We start from the raw sequence: 17794 nt of genomic DNA on the forward strand, positions 1-17794 counted from the left end.
CCGCGTCCCCCGGGGGAACGGTCGCCTCGCCTATGAACCGGCGGGCGGGTCAGGGATCATGATATCCCGCTGGGGCGCGGTCATAAACCGGTGCGGCGGCGAGGGAAAGCCGCGTTTACGGCTCCGATGGGCCTCGTCCTGAGGTGCTGACCCTTATTGCTCTTCGAGTCGACGGCTGCCGCCCTTGGACCGTCATCCCCGGGCTTGGCCCGGGGATCCACGACTTGGGCTGGCGCGCAAGATGTCACCGAAGTCGTGGATGGCCGGGCCAAGCCCGGCCATGACGTCGTAAACCACGGGTCGTGCTCTCAGGATGAGGGGCGCCGGGGTCGGCCGCTCAAACCACCGTCACTGCCGGCTCGCCTGCCACCGCCCGGCCGATGATCGCCGCGCGCGGATAGCCGGCGGCGCGGATCTGCCCGAGCAGCCGTTCCGCCGCCTCGGGGGCGCTGGCGACGAGGAGGCCGCCGGAAGTCTGCGGGTCGGTGAGGAGGTGCCGGCGCCAGTCGGGCAGGCCGGTGGGGAGATGCACCGCCTCGCCATAGCTCGCCCAGTTGCGGTGCGAGGCGCCGGTGACATGGCCCGCCTGCGCCAGCGCTCCGGCCTCGCCGAGCACGGGCAGCGCGTCGGCCGCGATCTCCAGCGCGAGGTTGGAGCCCCGCGCCACTTCCAGCCCGTGGCCGAGTATGCCGAAGCCGGTGACGTCGGTGACGGCATGCACGGCCTCCTCCTTGCCCAACTCGGCGCCGATGCGGTTGAGCAGCGTCATCGAGCCGATCATCTCTTCATAGGCGGGCTTGGGAAGCGCCTCCTTCTTGAAGGCGGCGGAATAGATGCCGACGCCGAGCGGCTTGGTCAGGATCAGCGCGTCGCCCGCCTTCGCGGTGCTGTTCTTCCGGATGTTCGAAGGCTTCGCCGTGCCGATGACGGCAAGGCCGTAGATCGGCTCGGGCGCATCGATGGAATGGCCGCCGGCCACCGGGATGCCGGCCTCCGCCGCGACCGAGGCGCCGCCTTTCAGGATCTCGCACACCATCTCCGGCGCCAGCTTGCCGAGCGGCATGCCGAGGATGGCGAGTGCCAGCAGCGGCTTGCCGCCCATGGCGTAGACGTCGGAGATGGCGTTGGTGGCGGCGATGCGGCCGAACTCGTAGGGGTCGTCCACCATCGGCATGAAGAAGTCGGTGGTGGCGATTAGGCAGGTGTCGTCGTCGAGAAGGTAGACCGCCGCGTCGTCGCCGGTCTCGGTGCCGACGAGCAGCTTCTCGAACGACCCGGCCGCCGGCTGCTCCGCCAGCAATTCGCGCAGCACGGAGGGCGCGAGCTTGCAGCCGCAGCCGCCGCCATGGGCGAGGCTGGTGAGGCGGAAGGGCGGGGTCTCGGTGGGCTTGTCGAGCATGATGGGTATCCCTGAGACGCGCCGCGTTTCCTAGCGGTGCGAGTGAGCGCGGCCATGTCCTGCGTCCTTCGAGGCCCGGCTTCGCCGGGCACCTCAAGATGAGGATCGGTCCTCTGATCTATTCGGTCCGTCCTCATGCTGAGGAGCGGGGCGCAGCCCCGCGTCTCGAAGCACGCAGACGCTTACGCCGACATCTCCGTCGCCGTGATCGTGTATTTGAACGTGTCCGGGTCGAGGCAGTCGAGGCGCAGGCCCGCGACCTCGGCCTGCGGGTACATGAGGAAGCCGAGCTTCGGCCCGTTCGAGCCGGGCAGGGCGATGTCGTGGCCGTCATTATAGGCGAGCCAGTTGCCTTCCCACGCGCCGAATAGCGCCTTGCGCGCGGCGACGACCTTGGCGTCGTCGAGGGCGTTCTTGCCCGGCGGCTCCTCCAGCACGACCTTGCGCACGTCGGCCGGGTCGACCGCAGTCCAGCCGAAGCCATCCAGCCACACCTCGGCGCGGCAGTGCTGCGCCTTGCTCACGGTCGGGGAATTAGCCCCGAGGCTCTTGTAGCCGAAGGCGGAGGGGGCGACGCGCAGGCCGTAGAGGTCGCGGGCGGGGATGCCGGCGGCGCGGGCGAGGCCGACATAGAGCGCGTTGAGGTCGGCGCATTTGCCGCCGAGATTGCCGCTTTGCAGCAGCGAGGCGACATCGCCGGTGCCGCAGCCGCGGGTGGCGGCGTTGCGATAGGTGTTGTCGACCACCCATTCATAGATGGCGCGGGCCTTCTCGACGTCGCTTCCCTTGCCGGCGGTGATCTTGTCGGAGGTCGCCTTGACGATGCCGTCGGTCGGGATGAGGTCGGTCGCCTTGAGGAAGAAGGCGCGCTCATCCGCCGAGAGCGGCGCCACGCTGCCGGGCGTCGACAGGTCGGCGGCACGGCCGCGAGTGGCGAATTTCGAGGTGATCTCGACGCTGGGAGCGGCTTCGCCCTCCTTCCACGTCAGGTGCAGCATCTGCGCGCCGTAATTCGGGTCCTTCACGATCTGCGCGCTCGCGGCGTTGGTCTTCCACTCGCTGCCGGCCGGCTTGAACCAGTCGTCGGCGGAGAAGGCCGGCAGCGGCACCCAGGCCTGTGCCGGGCCTGACTTGCCGGCGGGGGCGGTGACGTCGAGCCGGGTGACGACAGTGAAGCTGCGCCACGCGCCGGGCTTGGGCGCGAACACCGCACCGCCGGAAGCAGCCCCCGCGGGAGCCGCAGCCTGCGCCAGGGCGTGGTGGGGAAGTGCGACGCCGGCGGCGAGCGCGGCACCGGCTTTCAGGAACTCACGACGATTGTTCATAGGTTGGCTCCCGGTGGGTTCTTCATTCGTCGAGCGGCGGCAGGGTGCCGCCGGCGGTTGCGCCCGCCGGATCGGCAAGGCTTTCGAGAAGACGCACGGCTTCCGGGTCGTCCCAGTCGACCGGGCCGCCGGCATAAAGGCGCAGCGTGTGCGAGGGATCGAGCACGAAGCTCGACGGCAGGCCGACGACCTTCCACGCCTTCAGCGCGGCGCGGTCCTCGTCGAGCAGCACGGGGAAGGGCACGGGATGGGCGTCGAAGAAGCGGCGCACGCGCAGCTCGACCTCGCCGACATCCACCGCCAGCACCGCAAAAGACCGATTCGGCAGGCGCCCGGCGAGCCGCGACAACCCCGCCCTCTCCTCCCGGCAGGGCTCGCACCATGTCGCAAAGAAGTGAACGAGGACAACTTTTCCTTGCAGTGCAGCAAGGTCCTGCCGGCCCTGATTGAGCGAATTCAGCGCGAGCGAAGGTACTCCCTGCCCGAACGGCAGAGGCGATTCACGCGCCAGAAGCGGCCCGCCGCCCAGCGTAGTTAACGCTAGGGCAGCGACAACACTGCTGTAATACCAAGTTACCGTGCCCCGGCACGCGGGAGCCTCTGGCGCAAGCACGGTGTCGATGCTGCGACGAAGCCGTGTAATCGTCAATCAGCCCAGGGGCAGGTTCCCTTACGTATTGCGACGCAGCATTTCCAAACCGCACGGCAACATCGCGAATTGCTTGGAAAGACACGGGTTTTTGTCGCGCCTAAGCCTTTCGTCTGTTTGACATTGGAGAAGCTAAAAAATAGCCTTTCCATCGAAGAAGCCTATCGGTTGACGGCTTCGCAGAGGTAATTCGGGAGGGTCTCGCATGAATATGGAGCTCTCGCGCCGCACGTTCCTGAAAACGTCGGGTGCGGGGATCGCGGGCACCACGCTTGGTGCCTTCGGCTTCAGCGAGGCGGAGGCCGCCGTGGCCGCCGCCGTGAAGCCGTTCCACCTGGTGAACACCACGGAAACGCGAAACACCTGCACCTACTGCTCGGTCGCCTGCGGCATCATCATCTATTCCAAGGGCGACCTCAGGAAAGGCGAGAAGGCCGACATCGTCCATATCGAGGGCGATGCGGACCATCCGACCAATCGCGGCACGCTGTGCCCGAAGGGCGCGGCGCTGCGCGACGTCGTCAAGTCCGAGACTCGCCTCACCCAGCCCATGGTGCGCAAGGCCGGCTCCGACAAGTTCGAGCCGATCTCCTGGGATGCGGCGCTCGACAAGATCGCCCGCGCCATGAAGGACGATCGCGACGCGAACTTCATCGCCACCAACAAGGATGGCGTGACGGTCAACCGCTGGCTCACCACCGGCTTCCTCGCGGCTTCGGCCACGACCAACGAGACGGCTTTCTGCACCTACAAGGTGGTGCGTTCGACCGGGATATTGGCGTTCGATAACCAAGCGCGTGTCTGACACGGCCCGACGGTGGCGAGTCTCGCCCCAACATTCGGCCGTGGCGCAATGACCAACTCCTGGACGGACATCAAGAACACCGACCTCGTCGTGATCATGGGCGGCAACGCCGCCGAAGCCCATCCGTGCGGCTTCAAATGGGTCACGGAGGCCAAGGCCAACCGCGGCGCCAAGCTGATCGTCGTCGACCCGCGCTTCACCCGCTCGGCGTCGGTAGCGGACTATTACGCGCCGATCCGCCAGGGCACCGACATCGCCTTCCTGCTGGGCGTGATCAACTACTGCATGCAGAACGACAAGGTGCAGTGGGAGTACACCAAGGCCTTCACCAACGCGCCCTATCTGGTGAAGGAGGGCTTCGCCTATCAGGACGGCCTGTTCACCGGCTATGACGAGGCCAAGCGCGACTACAACAAGGACACCTGGGAGTACGAGCTCGGCCCCGACGGCTATGTCGTGGCCGACGAGACGCTCACCCATCCGCGCTGCGTGTGGAACCTGCTGAAGCAGCATGTCGCCACCTACACGCCGGAGATGGTGGAGCGCATCTGCGGCACGCCGAAGGACCAGTTCCTGAAGGTGGCGCAGATGATCGCCGAGTGCTCGTCGCCGACCAAGACGATGACGAGCATGTACGCGCTCGGCTGGACCCAGCATTCCAAGGGCTCGCAGAACATCCGCACCATGGCGATGCTGCAGCTCATCCTGGGCAATATCGGCGTGCGCGGCGGCGGCATGAATGCACTGCGCGGCCACTCCAACATCCAGGGGCTGACCGATATCGGGCTGATGAGCAACCTCATCCCCGGCTATCTCAACATCCCCACGGACAAGGAGACGGACTTCACCACCTACATGTCGACGCGCGGCTTCAAGCCGCTGCGGCCGAACCAGATGAGCTACTGGCAGAACTACAGGAAGTTCTTCGTCAGCTTCATGAAGTCCATGTGGGGTCCGGCGGCGACGGCGGACAATGAGTGGGCCTACCAGTACCTGCCCAAGCTCGACGTGCCGGGCTACGACGTCTTGCGCGCCTTCGAGCTGATGAAGCAGGGCAAGATGAACCTCTATTTCTGCCAGGGGTTCAATCCGCTGCAGGCCTTCCCCAACAAGGCCAAGCTCGCCGAGGCGCTCGCCAAGCTCAAGCTGCTCGTGATCATGGACCCGCTCCAGACCGAGACGGCCCGCTTCTGGGAAGACCACGGTATCTACAACAAGGCCGATCCGGCCAGCATCAAGACCGAGGTGATCCAGCTTCCCTCCACCTGCTTCGCGGAGGATGAGGGCTCGCTGGTGAACTCCGGCCGCTGGCTGCAATGGCACTGGCCGGGCGGCTCGCCTCCGGGCGAGGCGCACACCGACGTGTGGATCATGGCGCAGATCCATCTGCGGCTGAAGGAGCTGTACCGCAAGGAAGGCGGCGCCTTCCCCGATCCGATCCTCAACCTGGTCTGGAACTACAAGGACGCCAACGAGCCGACGGCCGAAGAGCTCGCCAAGGAGATGAACGGCTACGTTCTCACCGACGTGCTCGACCCGAACGACCCGACCAAGAAGGTGCTCGAGGCCGGCAAGCAGATCCCCGGCTTCGCCGTGCTGCGCGACGACGGCGCGACCGCGTGCGGCTGCTGGATCTATTCCGGCTGCTTCACCGAGGCGGGCAACATGATGGCGCGCCGGGACAATTCCGACCCGGACGACACGGGCGCCTATCTCAAATGGGCGTTCGCCTGGCCGGCAAACCGGCGCATCCTCTACAACCGCGCCTCCTGCGACCTCGACGGCAAGCCGTGGGATCCCTCGCGCAAGCTGATCGAGTGGGACGGCTCGAAATGGACCGGCTACGACGTGCCGGACATCGCGCCGACCGCCAAGCCGCGGGATGTCGGCCCCTTCATCATGAACCCGGAAGGGGTGTCGCGGCTATTCGCCCGCAAGATGATGCGCGACGGGCCGTTCCCCGTGCATTACGAGCCGTTCGAGAGCCCCGTCGCCAACGTGATCGCGCCGAAGATCGTCGGCAATCCGGTGGCGCGCGTGTTCCCGGACGACCTCAAGCAGTTCGCCAAGACCGGCTCGCCGGACTTCCCCTATGCGGCGACCTCCTACCGCCTCACCGAGCATTTCCACTACTGGACCAAGAACAACCATGTGAACTCGGTCCTGCAGCCGCAGCAGTTCGTCGAGATTTCCGAGGAACTGGCGAAGGAGAAGGGCATCGAGAAGGGCGGCTGGGCGCGGGTGTGGTCGACGCGCGGCGAGATCCTCGCCAAGGCGGTGGTCACCAAGCGCATCAAGCCGATGACCGTCGACGGCAAGACGGTGCACATCATCGGCATCCCCATCCACTGGGGCTTCGTCGGTGCCGCCCGCAAGGGCTTCCCGGCGAACGTGCTGACACCCTTCGTGGGCGACGCGAACATCGAGACGCCGGAGTTCAAGGCGTTCCTCGTCAATATCGAAGCGTCCACCGGACCGGTAGCGTAGGAGGGCGGCGCGATGTTTCCACCAATCCCAAATCCCTCCGTCGCCGCCGATGCCGCCACGCCGCGCTTCGGCGAGAAGGACGTCGTCCGCCGCTCCGCCTCGACCGTCACGCCGCCCGCCGAGCGGCTGACCGAGGTGGCGAAGCTGATCGACGTCACCAAGTGCATCGGCTGCAAGGCCTGCCAGGCCGCGTGCCTGGAATGGAACAACCTCACCGAGGAGATCGGCTTCAACCACGGGACCTATGAGAACCCGATGGACCTGACGCCGAACACCTTCACGCTGATGCGCTTCACCGAGTGGGTGAACCCCGAGACCGAGAATCTCGAATGGCTCATCCGCAAGGATGGCTGCATGCATTGCGAGGATCCGGGCTGCCTCAAGGCCTGCCCGGCGCCAGGCGCCATCGTGCAGTACTCCAACGGGATCGTCGATTTCCAGCACGAGAACTGCATCGGCTGCGGCTACTGCATCAAGGGCTGCCCCTTCAACATCCCGCGCATCTCCAAGGTCGACCACACGGCCTACAAGTGCACGCTGTGCTCGGACCGCGTGGCGGTGGGCCAGGGCCCGGCCTGCCAGAAGGCCTGCCCGACCCAGGCCATCGTCTTCGGCACCAAGCAGGAGATGAAGGACTGGGCGGATTTCCGCATCAAGGACCTGAAGTCGCGCGGCTTCGACAAGGCCGGCCTCTATGACCCGCAGGGGGTGGGCGGCACGCATGTGATGTATGTGCTGCACCACGCCGACACGCCGTCCATCTATGCCGGCCTGCCGGACAACCCGACCATCTCGCCGATCGTCGACGCCTGGAAGGGCGTGACGAAATATGTCGGCCTCGCGGTGATGGGCTTCGCCGCCGCGGCGGGCTTCCTGCACTACGTCGTCGCCGGGCCGAACAAGGTCTCGGCCGAGGACGAGGAGAACGCCGAGAAGCTCACCGAGGGCAAGGCGCCCCCGCCGCCGCCCGATCCGACCCATAGTCAGGGGAGTACGCCATGACCACGGCCTACGACCACAAGACCAAGACGCCGGACGATGTCGAGCCCGGCGATGCGGTGCATCCCGGCCATCCGGTGACGGTGGACCGCTACACGGTCGGCGCGCGCATCAACCACTGGATCACCGCCACCAGCCTGGTGCTGCTGGCGCTGTCCGGCATGGCGCTGTTCACGCCGAGGCTGTTCTTCCTCACCGGCCTGTTCGGCGGCGGGCAGTGGACGCGTGCCATCCATCCGTGGATCGGCGTCGTCCTGTTCTTCTCCTTCCTCATGCTGTTCGTGCGCTTCTTCAAGGCCAACCTGCCCGCGCGGGAGGATGCCGCCTGGGTGGCGCACTCGGCCGACCTGCTGGCGGGGCGCGAGGAGAAGATGCCGGAGGTCGGCAAGTACAATGCCGGCCAGAAGTTCGTGTTCTGGTCGATGTCCGGCCTCATCATCGTGCTGATCGCCAGCGGCGTGGTGATGTGGGACCAGTACTTCTACGACCTCACCACCATCGAGCAGAAGCGCATCGCCATCCTCATCCATGCGGTGGCGGCGGTGTGCATCATCTGCGTGTGGATCATCCACGTCTACGCCGCCATCTGGGTGAAGGGCACCATCGGCGCCATGACCCGGGGCCGGGTGACCGGCGGCTGGGCGTGGCGCCACCACCGCAAATGGCTGCGCGAACTGGTGGGCAAGAAGCCGCCCCACGCGCCGGCGGAATGACGATGCAGTGAAACAGGGCGCGGCCGCCTCGAAGAGCGGCCGCGCCGCCCCATATCGGCACGATCCGGACGCGGCCCGCCGCCGTTCCGGACGGCCCGGCCCAAGTCCGCATAACCACGTGGCCCGTGCGGTTCGTGAGGAAAGCCATGCCCGCTGAGCTTCAGCCCGATCCCACGGCGATCGGCAATGTCTCTACCCCGCCCTTCGCGGTTCCCCCCGACCTCTCGACGCTGTTCGCTACGCGCGCCAAGCGCCTGCGCACCTATGCGGCGGTGAGCCCGCTAAAGCCCTATCTCGACTTCGTCGCCGGCCTCGTCGAGGTGCAGGGCGCCATCGTGCCGGCCCTGCCGCCGGTCGAGCTGCCCGATGCGGAGGCGATCGAGCGTGCCCGCTCCTTCGAGATGCCGCCGCTCGACCGCTCCAACTTCACCCTCGACGACACGCTGGACGCGACGCTCGACGCGCTGTTCGACGCCGCAGCGGGCGTCGCCATGCCGGCGGAAGCCGGCGAGGCGCTCACCCGCGTGCGTGCCGCCGACGGCGCCGAGCGCGCGCAGATGGTGCGCGACGTGCTCGCCCATTCCATGCCGGTCGAGACGCTGGCCGAGCATGTCTATGTCGCCGCCAGCCTGCAGGTGCATTTCGCGCGCCTCGCCGCCGGCCTCGACCCCAAGAAACTGGTCCCGGTCGGCGACGGCGTGTGCCCCGCCTGCGGCGGCCCGCCGGTCGCCTCGCTGATCGTCGAATGGCCGAACGCCCACGGTAACCGCTTCTGCGCCTGCTCGCTCTGCTCCACGCTGTGGAACTATGTCCGCATCCGCTGCTGCTCCTGCGGCTCGACCAAGGGCATCGGCTATCAGGAGATCGAGGGCAGCCCGGGCACCGTCAAGGCCGAGACCTGCGACGAGTGCCGCACCTATGTGAAGGTGATGTACCAGAACAAGGACGTCACCATCGAGCCGGTGGCGGACGATATCGGCACGCTGGCGCTGGACCTGATGATGCGCGAGGGGCCGTATCGCCGCGCCGCCTTCAACCCGTTCCTGCTCGGCTATTGAGGGCGCGGCCATGGATGCCGAAGCCCGCCCCTCCCTTCGCGACCTGCCCTCCGTCGACCAGGTGCTGAGGACGCCAGCCGGGGCGCATGCCGCCGCGCGCTTCGGCCGCGCGCCCGCCACCGGCGCGATCCGCGCCGCGCTCGACGAGGTGCGCGCCTGCGTGCTCGCCGGGCAGCTCGCCGCGTTGCCGAGCGCCGACCATGTCGCCGCCGCCGCCGCCGACGCGCTGGAACGCGGTGCCCGCTCCAGCCTCCGCCCCGTCTTCAACCTCACCGGCACGGTGCTGCACACCAATCTCGGCCGCGCCTTGCTGGCGGAAGAGGCGGTGGCGGCGGCGACGGCCGCCATGCGTTCGGCCGTGGCGCTGGAATTCGACCTTTCCACCGGCAAGCGCGGCGAGCGCGACGACCATGTGCGCGAGCTGCTGATCGAGCTGACCGGGGCGGAGGACGCCACCGTCGTCAACAACAACGCCGCCGCCGTGCTGCTCGTGCTGAACACGCTAGGCCTCGCTAAGGAAGCCATCGTCTCGCGCGGCGAGCTGATCGAGATCGGCGGCGCCTTCCGCATGCCCGACATCATGGCCCGCGCCGGGGTGAAGCTGGTCGAGGTCGGCACCACCAACCGCACCCACCCCAGGGACTATGCCGGCGCGCTCACGCCCGAAACCGGGCTTGTGCTGAAGGTGCACACCTCGAATTACCGCATCGAGGGCTTCACCAAGGAGGTCCCGGGCCGCGAGCTGGCGGAAATCGCCCATGCGCGCGGCGTGCCGCTGGTGAACGACCTCGGCTCCGGCACCCTCGTCGACCTCTCCCGTATCGGCCTCACCCATGAGCCGACCGTGCGCGAGGCGGTGACTGAAGGAGCCGACATCGTCACCTTCTCCGGCGACAAGCTGCTGGGCGGGCCGCAGACCGGCTTCATCGTCGGCAAGGCTGCGCTGATCGAGAAGATCAACAGGAACCCGATGAAGCGGGCGCTGCGCGTCGACAAGATCCGCCTCGCGGCGCTGGAGGCGACGCTGCGCCTCTACCGCGATCCGGAGCGGCTCGCCCATAAGCTGCCGACGCTGCGGCTGCTGGCGCGGACACGAGAGGACATCGCCGCCCGCGCCGCCGACCTCGCCGGGCCGGTGGCCGAGATTCTGGACGGCGCCTTCGACGTCGAGGTGGTCGACTGCGCCAGCCAGATCGGCTCCGGCGCGCTCCCCTTGGAGACGCTGCCCAGCGCGGCGCTGGCGATCCGCTCGGCCTTTGAGGCCTCCGGCGGACAGCTCAACGCGCTGGCAAGCGCGCTGCGCGAACTCCCCGTTCCGATCATCGGCCGCATCACTGAGGGCGCGCTGCTGCTCGATCTGCGCTGCCTCGAGGACGAGGCCGGCTTCATCGACAGCCTGGACCATATCGATCTGGCGCACCGCGCGGGGCCGTCATGATCATCGGCACGGCCGGGCATATCGACCACGGCAAGACCGCGCTGGTCGGCGCGCTCACCGGTGTCGATACCGACCGGCTAAAGGAGGAGAAGGCCCGCGGCATCTCCATCGACCTCGGCTTCGCCTACCTGCCGACCGAGGCCGGCACGCTCGGCTTCATCGACGTGCCCGGCCACGAGAAGTTCATCCACACCATGCTGGCGGGGGCCAGCGGCATCGACTTCGCGCTGCTCATCGTCGCCGCCGATGACGGGGTGATGCCGCAGACCCGCGAGCACCTCGCGCTGCTCGACCTGCTCGGCATCTCCAGCGGGCTCGTGACGCTGACCAAGGCCGACCTCGCCGACGCCGCGCGGCGCGGAGAGGTGGAGGCCGAGATCGCCGCCCTGCTGGACGGCACCTCGCTCGAAGGCGTGGAGGTGCTTGCCGTTTCCGCCGTCACCGGCGAGGGGATCGAGGAACTGCGCGCCCGGCTCGTCGCGGCGGGACGCGATTTTTCCGCGCGGGCGGCAGAGGGCCGCTTCCGCCTCGCGGTGGACCGCTCCTTCACGCTTTCCGGCGCCGGCACGGTGGTGACGGGAACGGTGCTCTCCGGCCGGGTGAGGGTCGGCGACCAGCTCGTCGTCAGCCCCTCGGGCATTGCCGCCCGCGTGCGCTCCATCCACGCGCAGAACCGCAAGGCCGAGGAAGGCCGCGCCGGCGATCGCTGCGCCCTCAACCTCGCCGGCGAGGGCGTCTCGCACGAGGCGATCCATCGCGGCGACATGGTGCTCGACGCCTCGCTGCATGCGCCGACCGAGCGCATCGACACCTCGCTGCGGGTGCTGGCGGGTGAGCCCAAGCCCTTGGGCCAGTGGTTCCCGGTGCGCTTCCACCACGGCTCAACCGAGGTCGGCGCGCGGCTGGTGCCGCTGTCGGAAGACGCCATCCCGCCCGGCGGCGAAGGGCTGGTGCAGATCGTGCTGGAGAAGCCGATCGCGGCGGCAGCGGGCGACCGCTACGTCATCCGCGATACCTCGGCCCAGCGCACCATCGGCGGCGGCAGGCTGATCGATCTGCGCGCGCCGGGCCGCAAGCGCCGCACGCCGGAACGCCTCGCCCAGCTCGCGGCGATGGGCGAAGCGGACCCGGACGCGGCCGTGGCGCTGCTGCTCGCGGGCGAGCCGTTCCATCTCGACCTTTCCGCCTTCGCCCGCGACAGGGCGCTGGGCGGGGAAGCGGTGCAGGACATTGCGCAGCGGCTGGGCCTTGTCACCTTTGCCGCCGGGGGAACGCTCACCGCCCTCTCGCCCGAGCGCTGGAAGATCTTCCGCGCAACGCTGCTCGCCGAGCTCGAACGCTTCCACGACGCCAATCCCGACCTGCCGGGCATGGGCGCCGAGCGGCTGCGCCTCACCGTGCCGCCGCGCCTCGCCAAGCCGGTCTTCACCGAGGCGCTGCGCCGCCTTGCCGGCGAGGGCGCGCTGGGGCTGGACGGCGCCTGGGTCCGGCTCGCCGGCCACGAGGTACGGCTCACCCGCGCGGACGAGCTGCTCTGGGAACTGATCGAGCCGAAGCTGTCTGGCACCGAGCGCTTCCGCCCCCCGCGCGTGCGCGATCTCGCCGGCCTCACCGGTGAAGCGGAGGCGGATATTCGCCGGCTCATGAAATTGCTGAGCCGCATGGGCAGGGTGGACGAGGTGGCGCACGACCATTTCTTCCTGCGCCCGGTCGTCACCGGCATGGTGGCGATGGCGCGCGAGCTTGCCGCCGCCGCGCCGGGCGGCCAGTTTCCCGCCGCCGCCTTCCGCGACCGCATCGAGCGCGACGAGCACGCGGTCGGGCGCAAGGTGGCGATCCAGATCCTCGAATTCTTCGACCGCCACGGCGTCACGCTGCGCCGCGGTGACCTGCGCCGCATCAACCCGCACCGGCTGGACCTGTTCGGCGCGATCGGCGAAAATGACCCGGCGTCAGCGACGTCGCCGGCAGCTGGAAGAGCGTCTCATCCGGTGATGGGACCGGACTTCAAATCCGGGAGAACCATCTCGATGATTGGAGATACGTGACGGGAATGGCGGCGGAATGAGCAGTCAGCAGGTACTGCCGCGCGCTAATAAGGCGTTTGACTGCAATCACGGGCTCCACTAAATAAAAAGAGGAGATAGGCATCGCCTACCCCCTCTTCTTCGTAAGTCCCCCAACGGGGCTGCGACGTGCAACCGGGGCGAACCGCTTGCACGCCGGATGGAGCTATATCGGCTCTTCTTCCATCAACACCTCCAATTTCGGGCAGGGCTTCATGATGAAGCCCTGCCTTCCACTTCGTTCCCCTGCCATACGGCGAGGGCACAGCGAAGGTGGCATGTGACGAGGTCGAGTGCAAGTCATCCGGTAAGCGAAATCAGATAATTTATTCAGGTTTTTCAGGTTTTGTGACACCTTTGACGTCGATTTCTCTGCTCCTAAGTTTACGAACCAAATATCCGTACCAGATCGCGTTTTATCTTGTGACGATCTTAATGAGCATCTTACTGACTGATGGCATTTCTCAGCTACGATCTTTGTTGAGATTACGATTCCGATTGCAGATACACCGCTGAGAACGTGCTTATCCGTAGGCGACGTAACGTACGTAGCGTTCGCTCCGCCAGAATGCATCGACGTTCTGCGTAGCGCTGCGCCCCAACGCATCCACGTTTCCGTACGCACTTGTCTTACGAACGGTCCAACTTTCAGCTTCCGACGGGACTTCGACGCTGCATTGAATTCTCGTTATAGGAACCGGCAGATTTCTTGATGCACTCACCCACGCCACGCTCGCTGGCTTGTTGCGAAGGATCACCAATTGCGGGACGAAGCCTTCGACTTCTCCGATAACCCTTGCGGTCCAATCACGTTGAGCACTGGCGACACGTTCTGCTTGAGCAGCCAACAGAAAGGTGACAGACCTCGCGACAGTATGACAGACTACGTATCCGCCGCGACGGCTGAGAGTCTAAACACCTAATATTTCGAGCGAATTAGCTCTGGAAGAGCGTCTCATCCGGTGATGGGACCGGACTTCAAATCCGGGAGGGGCCGCGAGCCGGTCCTTGGTGGGTTCGACTCCCACTCTCTTCCGCCATCCCCTTCTCCCGGCCGGCCGCGCTGAGGCGCCGTCTCGCCCTATCGCCTTCGCAGGGTGAGTGCGGCTCGACAAACGTTTCATGGATTGACCGCTGAGCAACCGTGCCGTTGACATAGACCAGCGGTTGGTCGCATTTGGAAAACGATTAATCGCAGATCATCCGTACCGTCTCCAAGGCGGCGCGCCCTTCCCGCCTTGCGGAAAAGACATGTCCCGGCACGGCTCGTCGGCCCTCCTGTTCGCCACCATGTTCCCGCAGACCGCCATGTCGATGATGGTGTTCACCCCGCCCGTGGTGGCGGAGCACCTGACCCACACCCTCGCACTGCCGCCGGAAACCGCGGGGCTCTATGCGGCGGTCAGCTATTTCTTCGTCGCCATCGGCACGCTCTGCACGGGCATGCTGACGACCCGGATCGGCCCGTTGCGGCTAAGCTTCGCCTGCATCATCGTCGGCGGCCTGGCGCTCGCGCTGTTCGGGCTCGGCTCGCTCGCCGCCGTGCTGCTGGCGACGGCGCTGATGGGGCTGTGCTACGGCCCGCTGACGCCCGCCAGCCAGCAGGCCATCGCCAATGGCGAGCCGATCGCCAACATCGCGCTGTTCCTGTCGATCCGGCAGACCGCCGTACCGCTCGGCGCCATGCTCGCCGGCCTCATCATTCCTCCGCTGGTAATCCGGCTCGACCTCGGCGCCGCGCTGGTGCTGGTCGGCCTCGTCGTCTCGCTCGGCGGGCTGGCGACGGCGGCCCTGCTCGCCATCGTGCGCGCCGAGAAGCCGGCGCAGCGGCCGGCCGAGGGCGCCGGCCTGCTCGGCGCGTTCCGGCTGATGCTGCGCAACCGGCCGCTGCTCGCCCTGTCCTGCGCCTCCATCGTCTATGCCGCGCTTCAGCTCATCGTCTCGTCGCTGCTGGTGGTGTTCCTGATGCACGAACTGGAACGCGACCTCGTTACCGCCGGCGTGATGCTCGGCATCAGCCAGGCGGCGGCGGTGGCGGGGCGGATCGGCTGGGGCTATGTCGCCGACCGCTTCAACGCGCTCGCCGGCACGCTCGCCGCGGTCGGCGCCGGCATGGCGGCGGCCTGCGCGCTGACTTTCCTGATGACGCCGCGGACGCCGGACTGGATGGTGGCCATCGTCGTGTTCGCGCTGGGCGGCACCGCCAGCGGCTGGAACGGCGTGTTCCTCGCCAATCTCATGCGCATGGCGCCGCCGACCCAGGCCGGCTTCGCCGCCAGCGGCGCGCTGATGTTCTCCTATCTCGGCATCGTGCTCGGGCCGCCGCTCTTCGGCGCGCTGGCCGCGCTGATCGGCTTTTCCGCCGCCTTCCTGGCCTTCGGCGTGCTGGCCTTCGCCGCCGCCATCCTGTGCTGGCGCGCCGCCGCGGCCATCGCGAATTAAGTCGACATTAGAAACATCTCACCACGCGCGAGACGCGGCCGCGCTGCGCTCGAACTGACCTATCCTATTATTTTTACGTGATGAATGCGCTGGCAACGACGGCTGGTGATTTTTGCCCCCTTGACCGTCATACCTATAATGTCGACACTATTGGCATCCGAAGCCGCATGAGAGCGGCTCGGGCGTCTGGGAGAGGATCAATGACGACGGCAGTGAGTGGCCTGATCACGGGCACGCTGGAACATCTGCGCCGCCCGCTGGTGCGCAACATCAAGAAGGGCCAGCGCGTGCTGGTGCTGTCCGACACCGAGCACGACCCCCGTGTGTGGCAGGCGATCATGACGATCCTGGCCGACATCGAGGCGGACGCGACGCTCTGCCTGTTCAGCCGCAGGCCCGCCGACTATTACGACCCGCCGGCCGCCGTGTGCGAAGCGATGATGAAGTCGGACGTGAACGTCCTGTGCTCGTCCACCGGCATGCTGCACTGCGCCGCCAGCCTGCGCTCGATGGAAGCGGGCATCCCCTCCATCTGCCTCGACGGCGGCATGCGCCTCGAATGGCTGCAGTCCGGCGCCATCACCGACGACATGAAGCAGATCGCGGTGCGCAAGCATTATGTCGGCAAGAACGTGTTCGGCGAGGGCGCCAAGAGCTGCCGCGTGACGTCGCGCCACGGCACCGACTTCACCTATAGCGTCGAAAACATGATCTGGATCCCGCCGCTGCCGTCCGACAGCTTCGATCCCTACAAGATCATCAATTTCCAGAAGGACGAGAACCGGCCGGCCGGCAAGCTCTACTATTATCTGTACCCAACCGGCGAGTTCAACGTCGCGCCGATCGAGGGCACGGCCGAGGGCAAGCTGGTGATCGACCTCACCATGCACCATCTCGGCCTGCTCGGCTCACCCATCGAGCTGACGGTGGAGAAGGGCCGGATCGTCAAGATCGACGGCGGCACCGATGCGCGCATCCTGCGCGACTTCCTCGCCACCTATGGCGACGACAACGCCTATATGTGCCCGGCCGAGGCCTCGGTCGGCGTCAACGCCAAGGCGGTGGTGCGCGGCATCCAGCGCGAGGACAAGAACATCATGGGCACGATGCATTTCGGCCTCGGCACCAATGTCGATGTCGGCGGCTCGATCATGTCCAAGATCCACATGGACGGCGTGATCCTGGAGCCGACGCTCTATGTCGACGGCGTCAAGCGCATCGAGGACGGCCGGTTCCTGGTGCCGATCGAAGGCGAGTGAACCGCGCTTCCGCCGGGCCCGCCCGGCGGAAGTGGAGACATGCCTGCCCCTGGCACGGCCTCATCCTGAGGTGCGATCCCGGACCTGCCCGGGATCGCCTCGAAGGATGGTCGCTCAAGTGCGCCCAGACGAGCATCCTTCGAGGCCCGGCCAACGGCCGGGCACCTCAGGATGAGGTTCGGGAATGGGGGTGCGTAAACGGATGCGAGCAAGAACCAGCCGGGACGACCGGCCGGTTTTCCTTGCCGGCCGTTCAGTCGGCCGCGGCCTGGCGGCGGCGGCGGCGCGAGCGGGTCGGCGAGGGCACGTCGCCATCGGCGAAGAGCTGCTCCAGCGCCGCCAGCGCGTGCAGGTGGTTGGAGCGGATCAGCGCGTCGGCGAGCGGGGCGTCCTGCTCTTCGAGGGCGGTCATCAGCTGGAAATGATGCGCCATGGACTTTTCGCGGCGCTTGGGCAGCGACAGCGACAGGCGGCGCAGGCGCAGCGTGCGCAGTAGCAGCGAATCGAGGATGCGCTTGGCGGTCTGGTTGTTCGCGGCGATGGTCAGCCGGTTGTAGAATGCCACGTTCGCCCAGAGATAGGCGGAGAGATCCTGCGCGTCATGCGCCGCGCTGAGCTGGCCAACCAGCTCACGCAGCGCGGCGAGGTCGTCCTCGGAGCGCAGCAGCGCCGCATCCGAGGCCACCGTGCCGAACAGCACCGCACGGACGCGATAGATTTCGCGCACCTCGGCGATGTCGAGCACGGCCACATGCGGGCGCCGGCGCTGCGGGATGCGCACCAGCCCCTCCTTCTCCAGAAGCAGCAGCGCCTCGCGGATCGGCGTGCGGCTGGTCTCGTAGCGCTCGGCGAGCTCGACCGAGCTGAGGTCCTCGCCGCTCTGGCGGATGTTCTCGATGATCTCCGCGCCGACCTCGCAGGCGACGCGCGAGACCAGCGAGGGCCGGTCGTGATGCTCGGCCACGATCCGACGCACCACCAGCACCGCATTGAGGAAGGATGCGGACTGGCTGGACGGCGTCGTCGCGATCCAGGAATCCGCCCGCTCGAGACCCATCTTCTCCAAGGAAATCTCTGCTTTCCCGCGTTGCGCACCGGCGCCGCACCTGACGGCTTGCCCACAAACAATCTACCCGGGCGCCGATAATCTGTCG

The 17794-nt window shown here is 67.1% G+C and carries 12 protein-coding genes and 1 tRNA gene; 9 read left to right on the forward strand and 4 right to left on the reverse strand.

Annotated features, from left to right (window positions below; translation table 11 throughout):
- Window positions 1-337: 337 nt before the first annotated feature.
- The 3 genes from selD to SNOV_RS17390 all read right to left on the reverse strand — a co-directional run bounded on the left by selD (window position 338) and on the right by SNOV_RS17390 (window position 3337).
- Complete coding sequence (gene selD / locus SNOV_RS17380; protein ID WP_013168276.1) at window positions 338-1399, reverse strand: selenide, water dikinase SelD; 1062 nt, start codon at window positions 1397-1399, stop codon at window positions 338-340.
- A 182-nt stretch (window positions 1400-1581) separates the two neighbouring features.
- The gene (locus tag SNOV_RS17385; RefSeq protein ID WP_013168277.1) at window positions 1582-2724 is read right to left on the reverse strand and encodes a transglutaminase-like domain-containing protein; all 1143 of its coding nucleotides are present in this window, start codon (window positions 2722-2724) and stop codon (window positions 1582-1584) included.
- Between the two features lie 22 nt (window positions 2725-2746).
- Window positions 2747-3337: a TlpA family protein disulfide reductase gene (locus SNOV_RS17390; RefSeq protein WP_013168278.1), complete on the reverse strand. Its 591-nt coding sequence runs from the start codon at window positions 3335-3337 to the stop codon at window positions 2747-2749.
- Between the two features lie 241 nt (window positions 3338-3578).
- Here SNOV_RS17390 and fdnG point away from each other — a divergent pair, with 241 nt between their 5' ends.
- From fdnG to SNOV_RS17440, 9 genes are all read left to right on the forward strand, one after another.
- Complete coding sequence (gene fdnG, locus SNOV_RS17400; protein WP_013168279.1) at window positions 3579-6665, forward strand: formate dehydrogenase-N subunit alpha; 3087 nt, start codon at window positions 3579-3581, stop codon at window positions 6663-6665.
- Between the two features lie 12 nt (window positions 6666-6677).
- Window positions 6678-7667 (forward strand): formate dehydrogenase subunit beta, encoded by a 990-nt coding sequence (fdxH, locus tag SNOV_RS17405; RefSeq protein ID WP_013168280.1) that lies wholly within the window; start codon window positions 6678-6680, stop codon window positions 7665-7667.
- Window positions 7664-8377, forward strand: a complete 714-nt coding sequence (locus tag SNOV_RS17410; RefSeq protein WP_013168281.1) for a formate dehydrogenase subunit gamma — start codon at window positions 7664-7666, stop codon at window positions 8375-8377. Before fdxH ends, SNOV_RS17410 begins: the two co-directional genes overlap by 4 nt.
- 146 nt (window positions 8378-8523) lie before the next feature.
- Window positions 8524-9435 (forward strand): formate dehydrogenase accessory protein FdhE, encoded by a 912-nt coding sequence (gene fdhE / locus SNOV_RS17415; RefSeq protein ID WP_013168282.1) that lies wholly within the window; start codon window positions 8524-8526, stop codon window positions 9433-9435.
- A gap of 10 nt (window positions 9436-9445) precedes the next feature.
- Window positions 9446-10873 (forward strand): L-seryl-tRNA(Sec) selenium transferase, encoded by a 1428-nt coding sequence (selA, locus tag SNOV_RS17420; RefSeq protein WP_013168283.1) that lies wholly within the window; start codon window positions 9446-9448, stop codon window positions 10871-10873.
- Window positions 10870-12921, forward strand: a complete 2052-nt coding sequence (gene selB, locus SNOV_RS17425) for a selenocysteine-specific translation elongation factor (protein ID WP_013168284.1) — start codon at window positions 10870-10872, stop codon at window positions 12919-12921. The genes selA and selB overlap by 4 nt, the downstream gene beginning before the upstream one ends.
- A gap of 962 nt (window positions 12922-13883) precedes the next feature.
- Window positions 13884-13979, forward strand: a tRNA-Sec gene (locus tag SNOV_RS17430).
- Window positions 13980-14190: 211 nt separating this feature from the next.
- Entirely contained in the window at window positions 14191-15381 is a 1191-nt protein-coding gene (locus tag SNOV_RS17435; RefSeq protein ID WP_013168285.1) for an MFS transporter, read from the forward strand.
- A 200-nt stretch (window positions 15382-15581) separates the two neighbouring features.
- Window positions 15582-16640: an aminopeptidase gene (locus tag SNOV_RS17440; protein WP_013168286.1), complete on the forward strand. Its 1059-nt coding sequence runs from the start codon at window positions 15582-15584 to the stop codon at window positions 16638-16640.
- A 253-nt stretch (window positions 16641-16893) separates the two neighbouring features.
- Here SNOV_RS17440 and SNOV_RS17445 read toward each other — a convergent pair whose 3' ends face one another.
- On the reverse strand, window positions 16894-17697 hold the full coding sequence (locus SNOV_RS17445; RefSeq protein ID WP_013168287.1) for a GntR family transcriptional regulator: 804 nt from the start codon (window positions 17695-17697) through the stop codon (window positions 16894-16896).
- Window positions 17698-17794 lie beyond the last annotated feature (97 nt).

The organism is Ancylobacter novellus DSM 506 (assembly GCF_000092925.1).
GTDB classification, from domain to species: domain Bacteria; phylum Pseudomonadota; class Alphaproteobacteria; order Rhizobiales; family Xanthobacteraceae; genus Ancylobacter; species Ancylobacter novellus.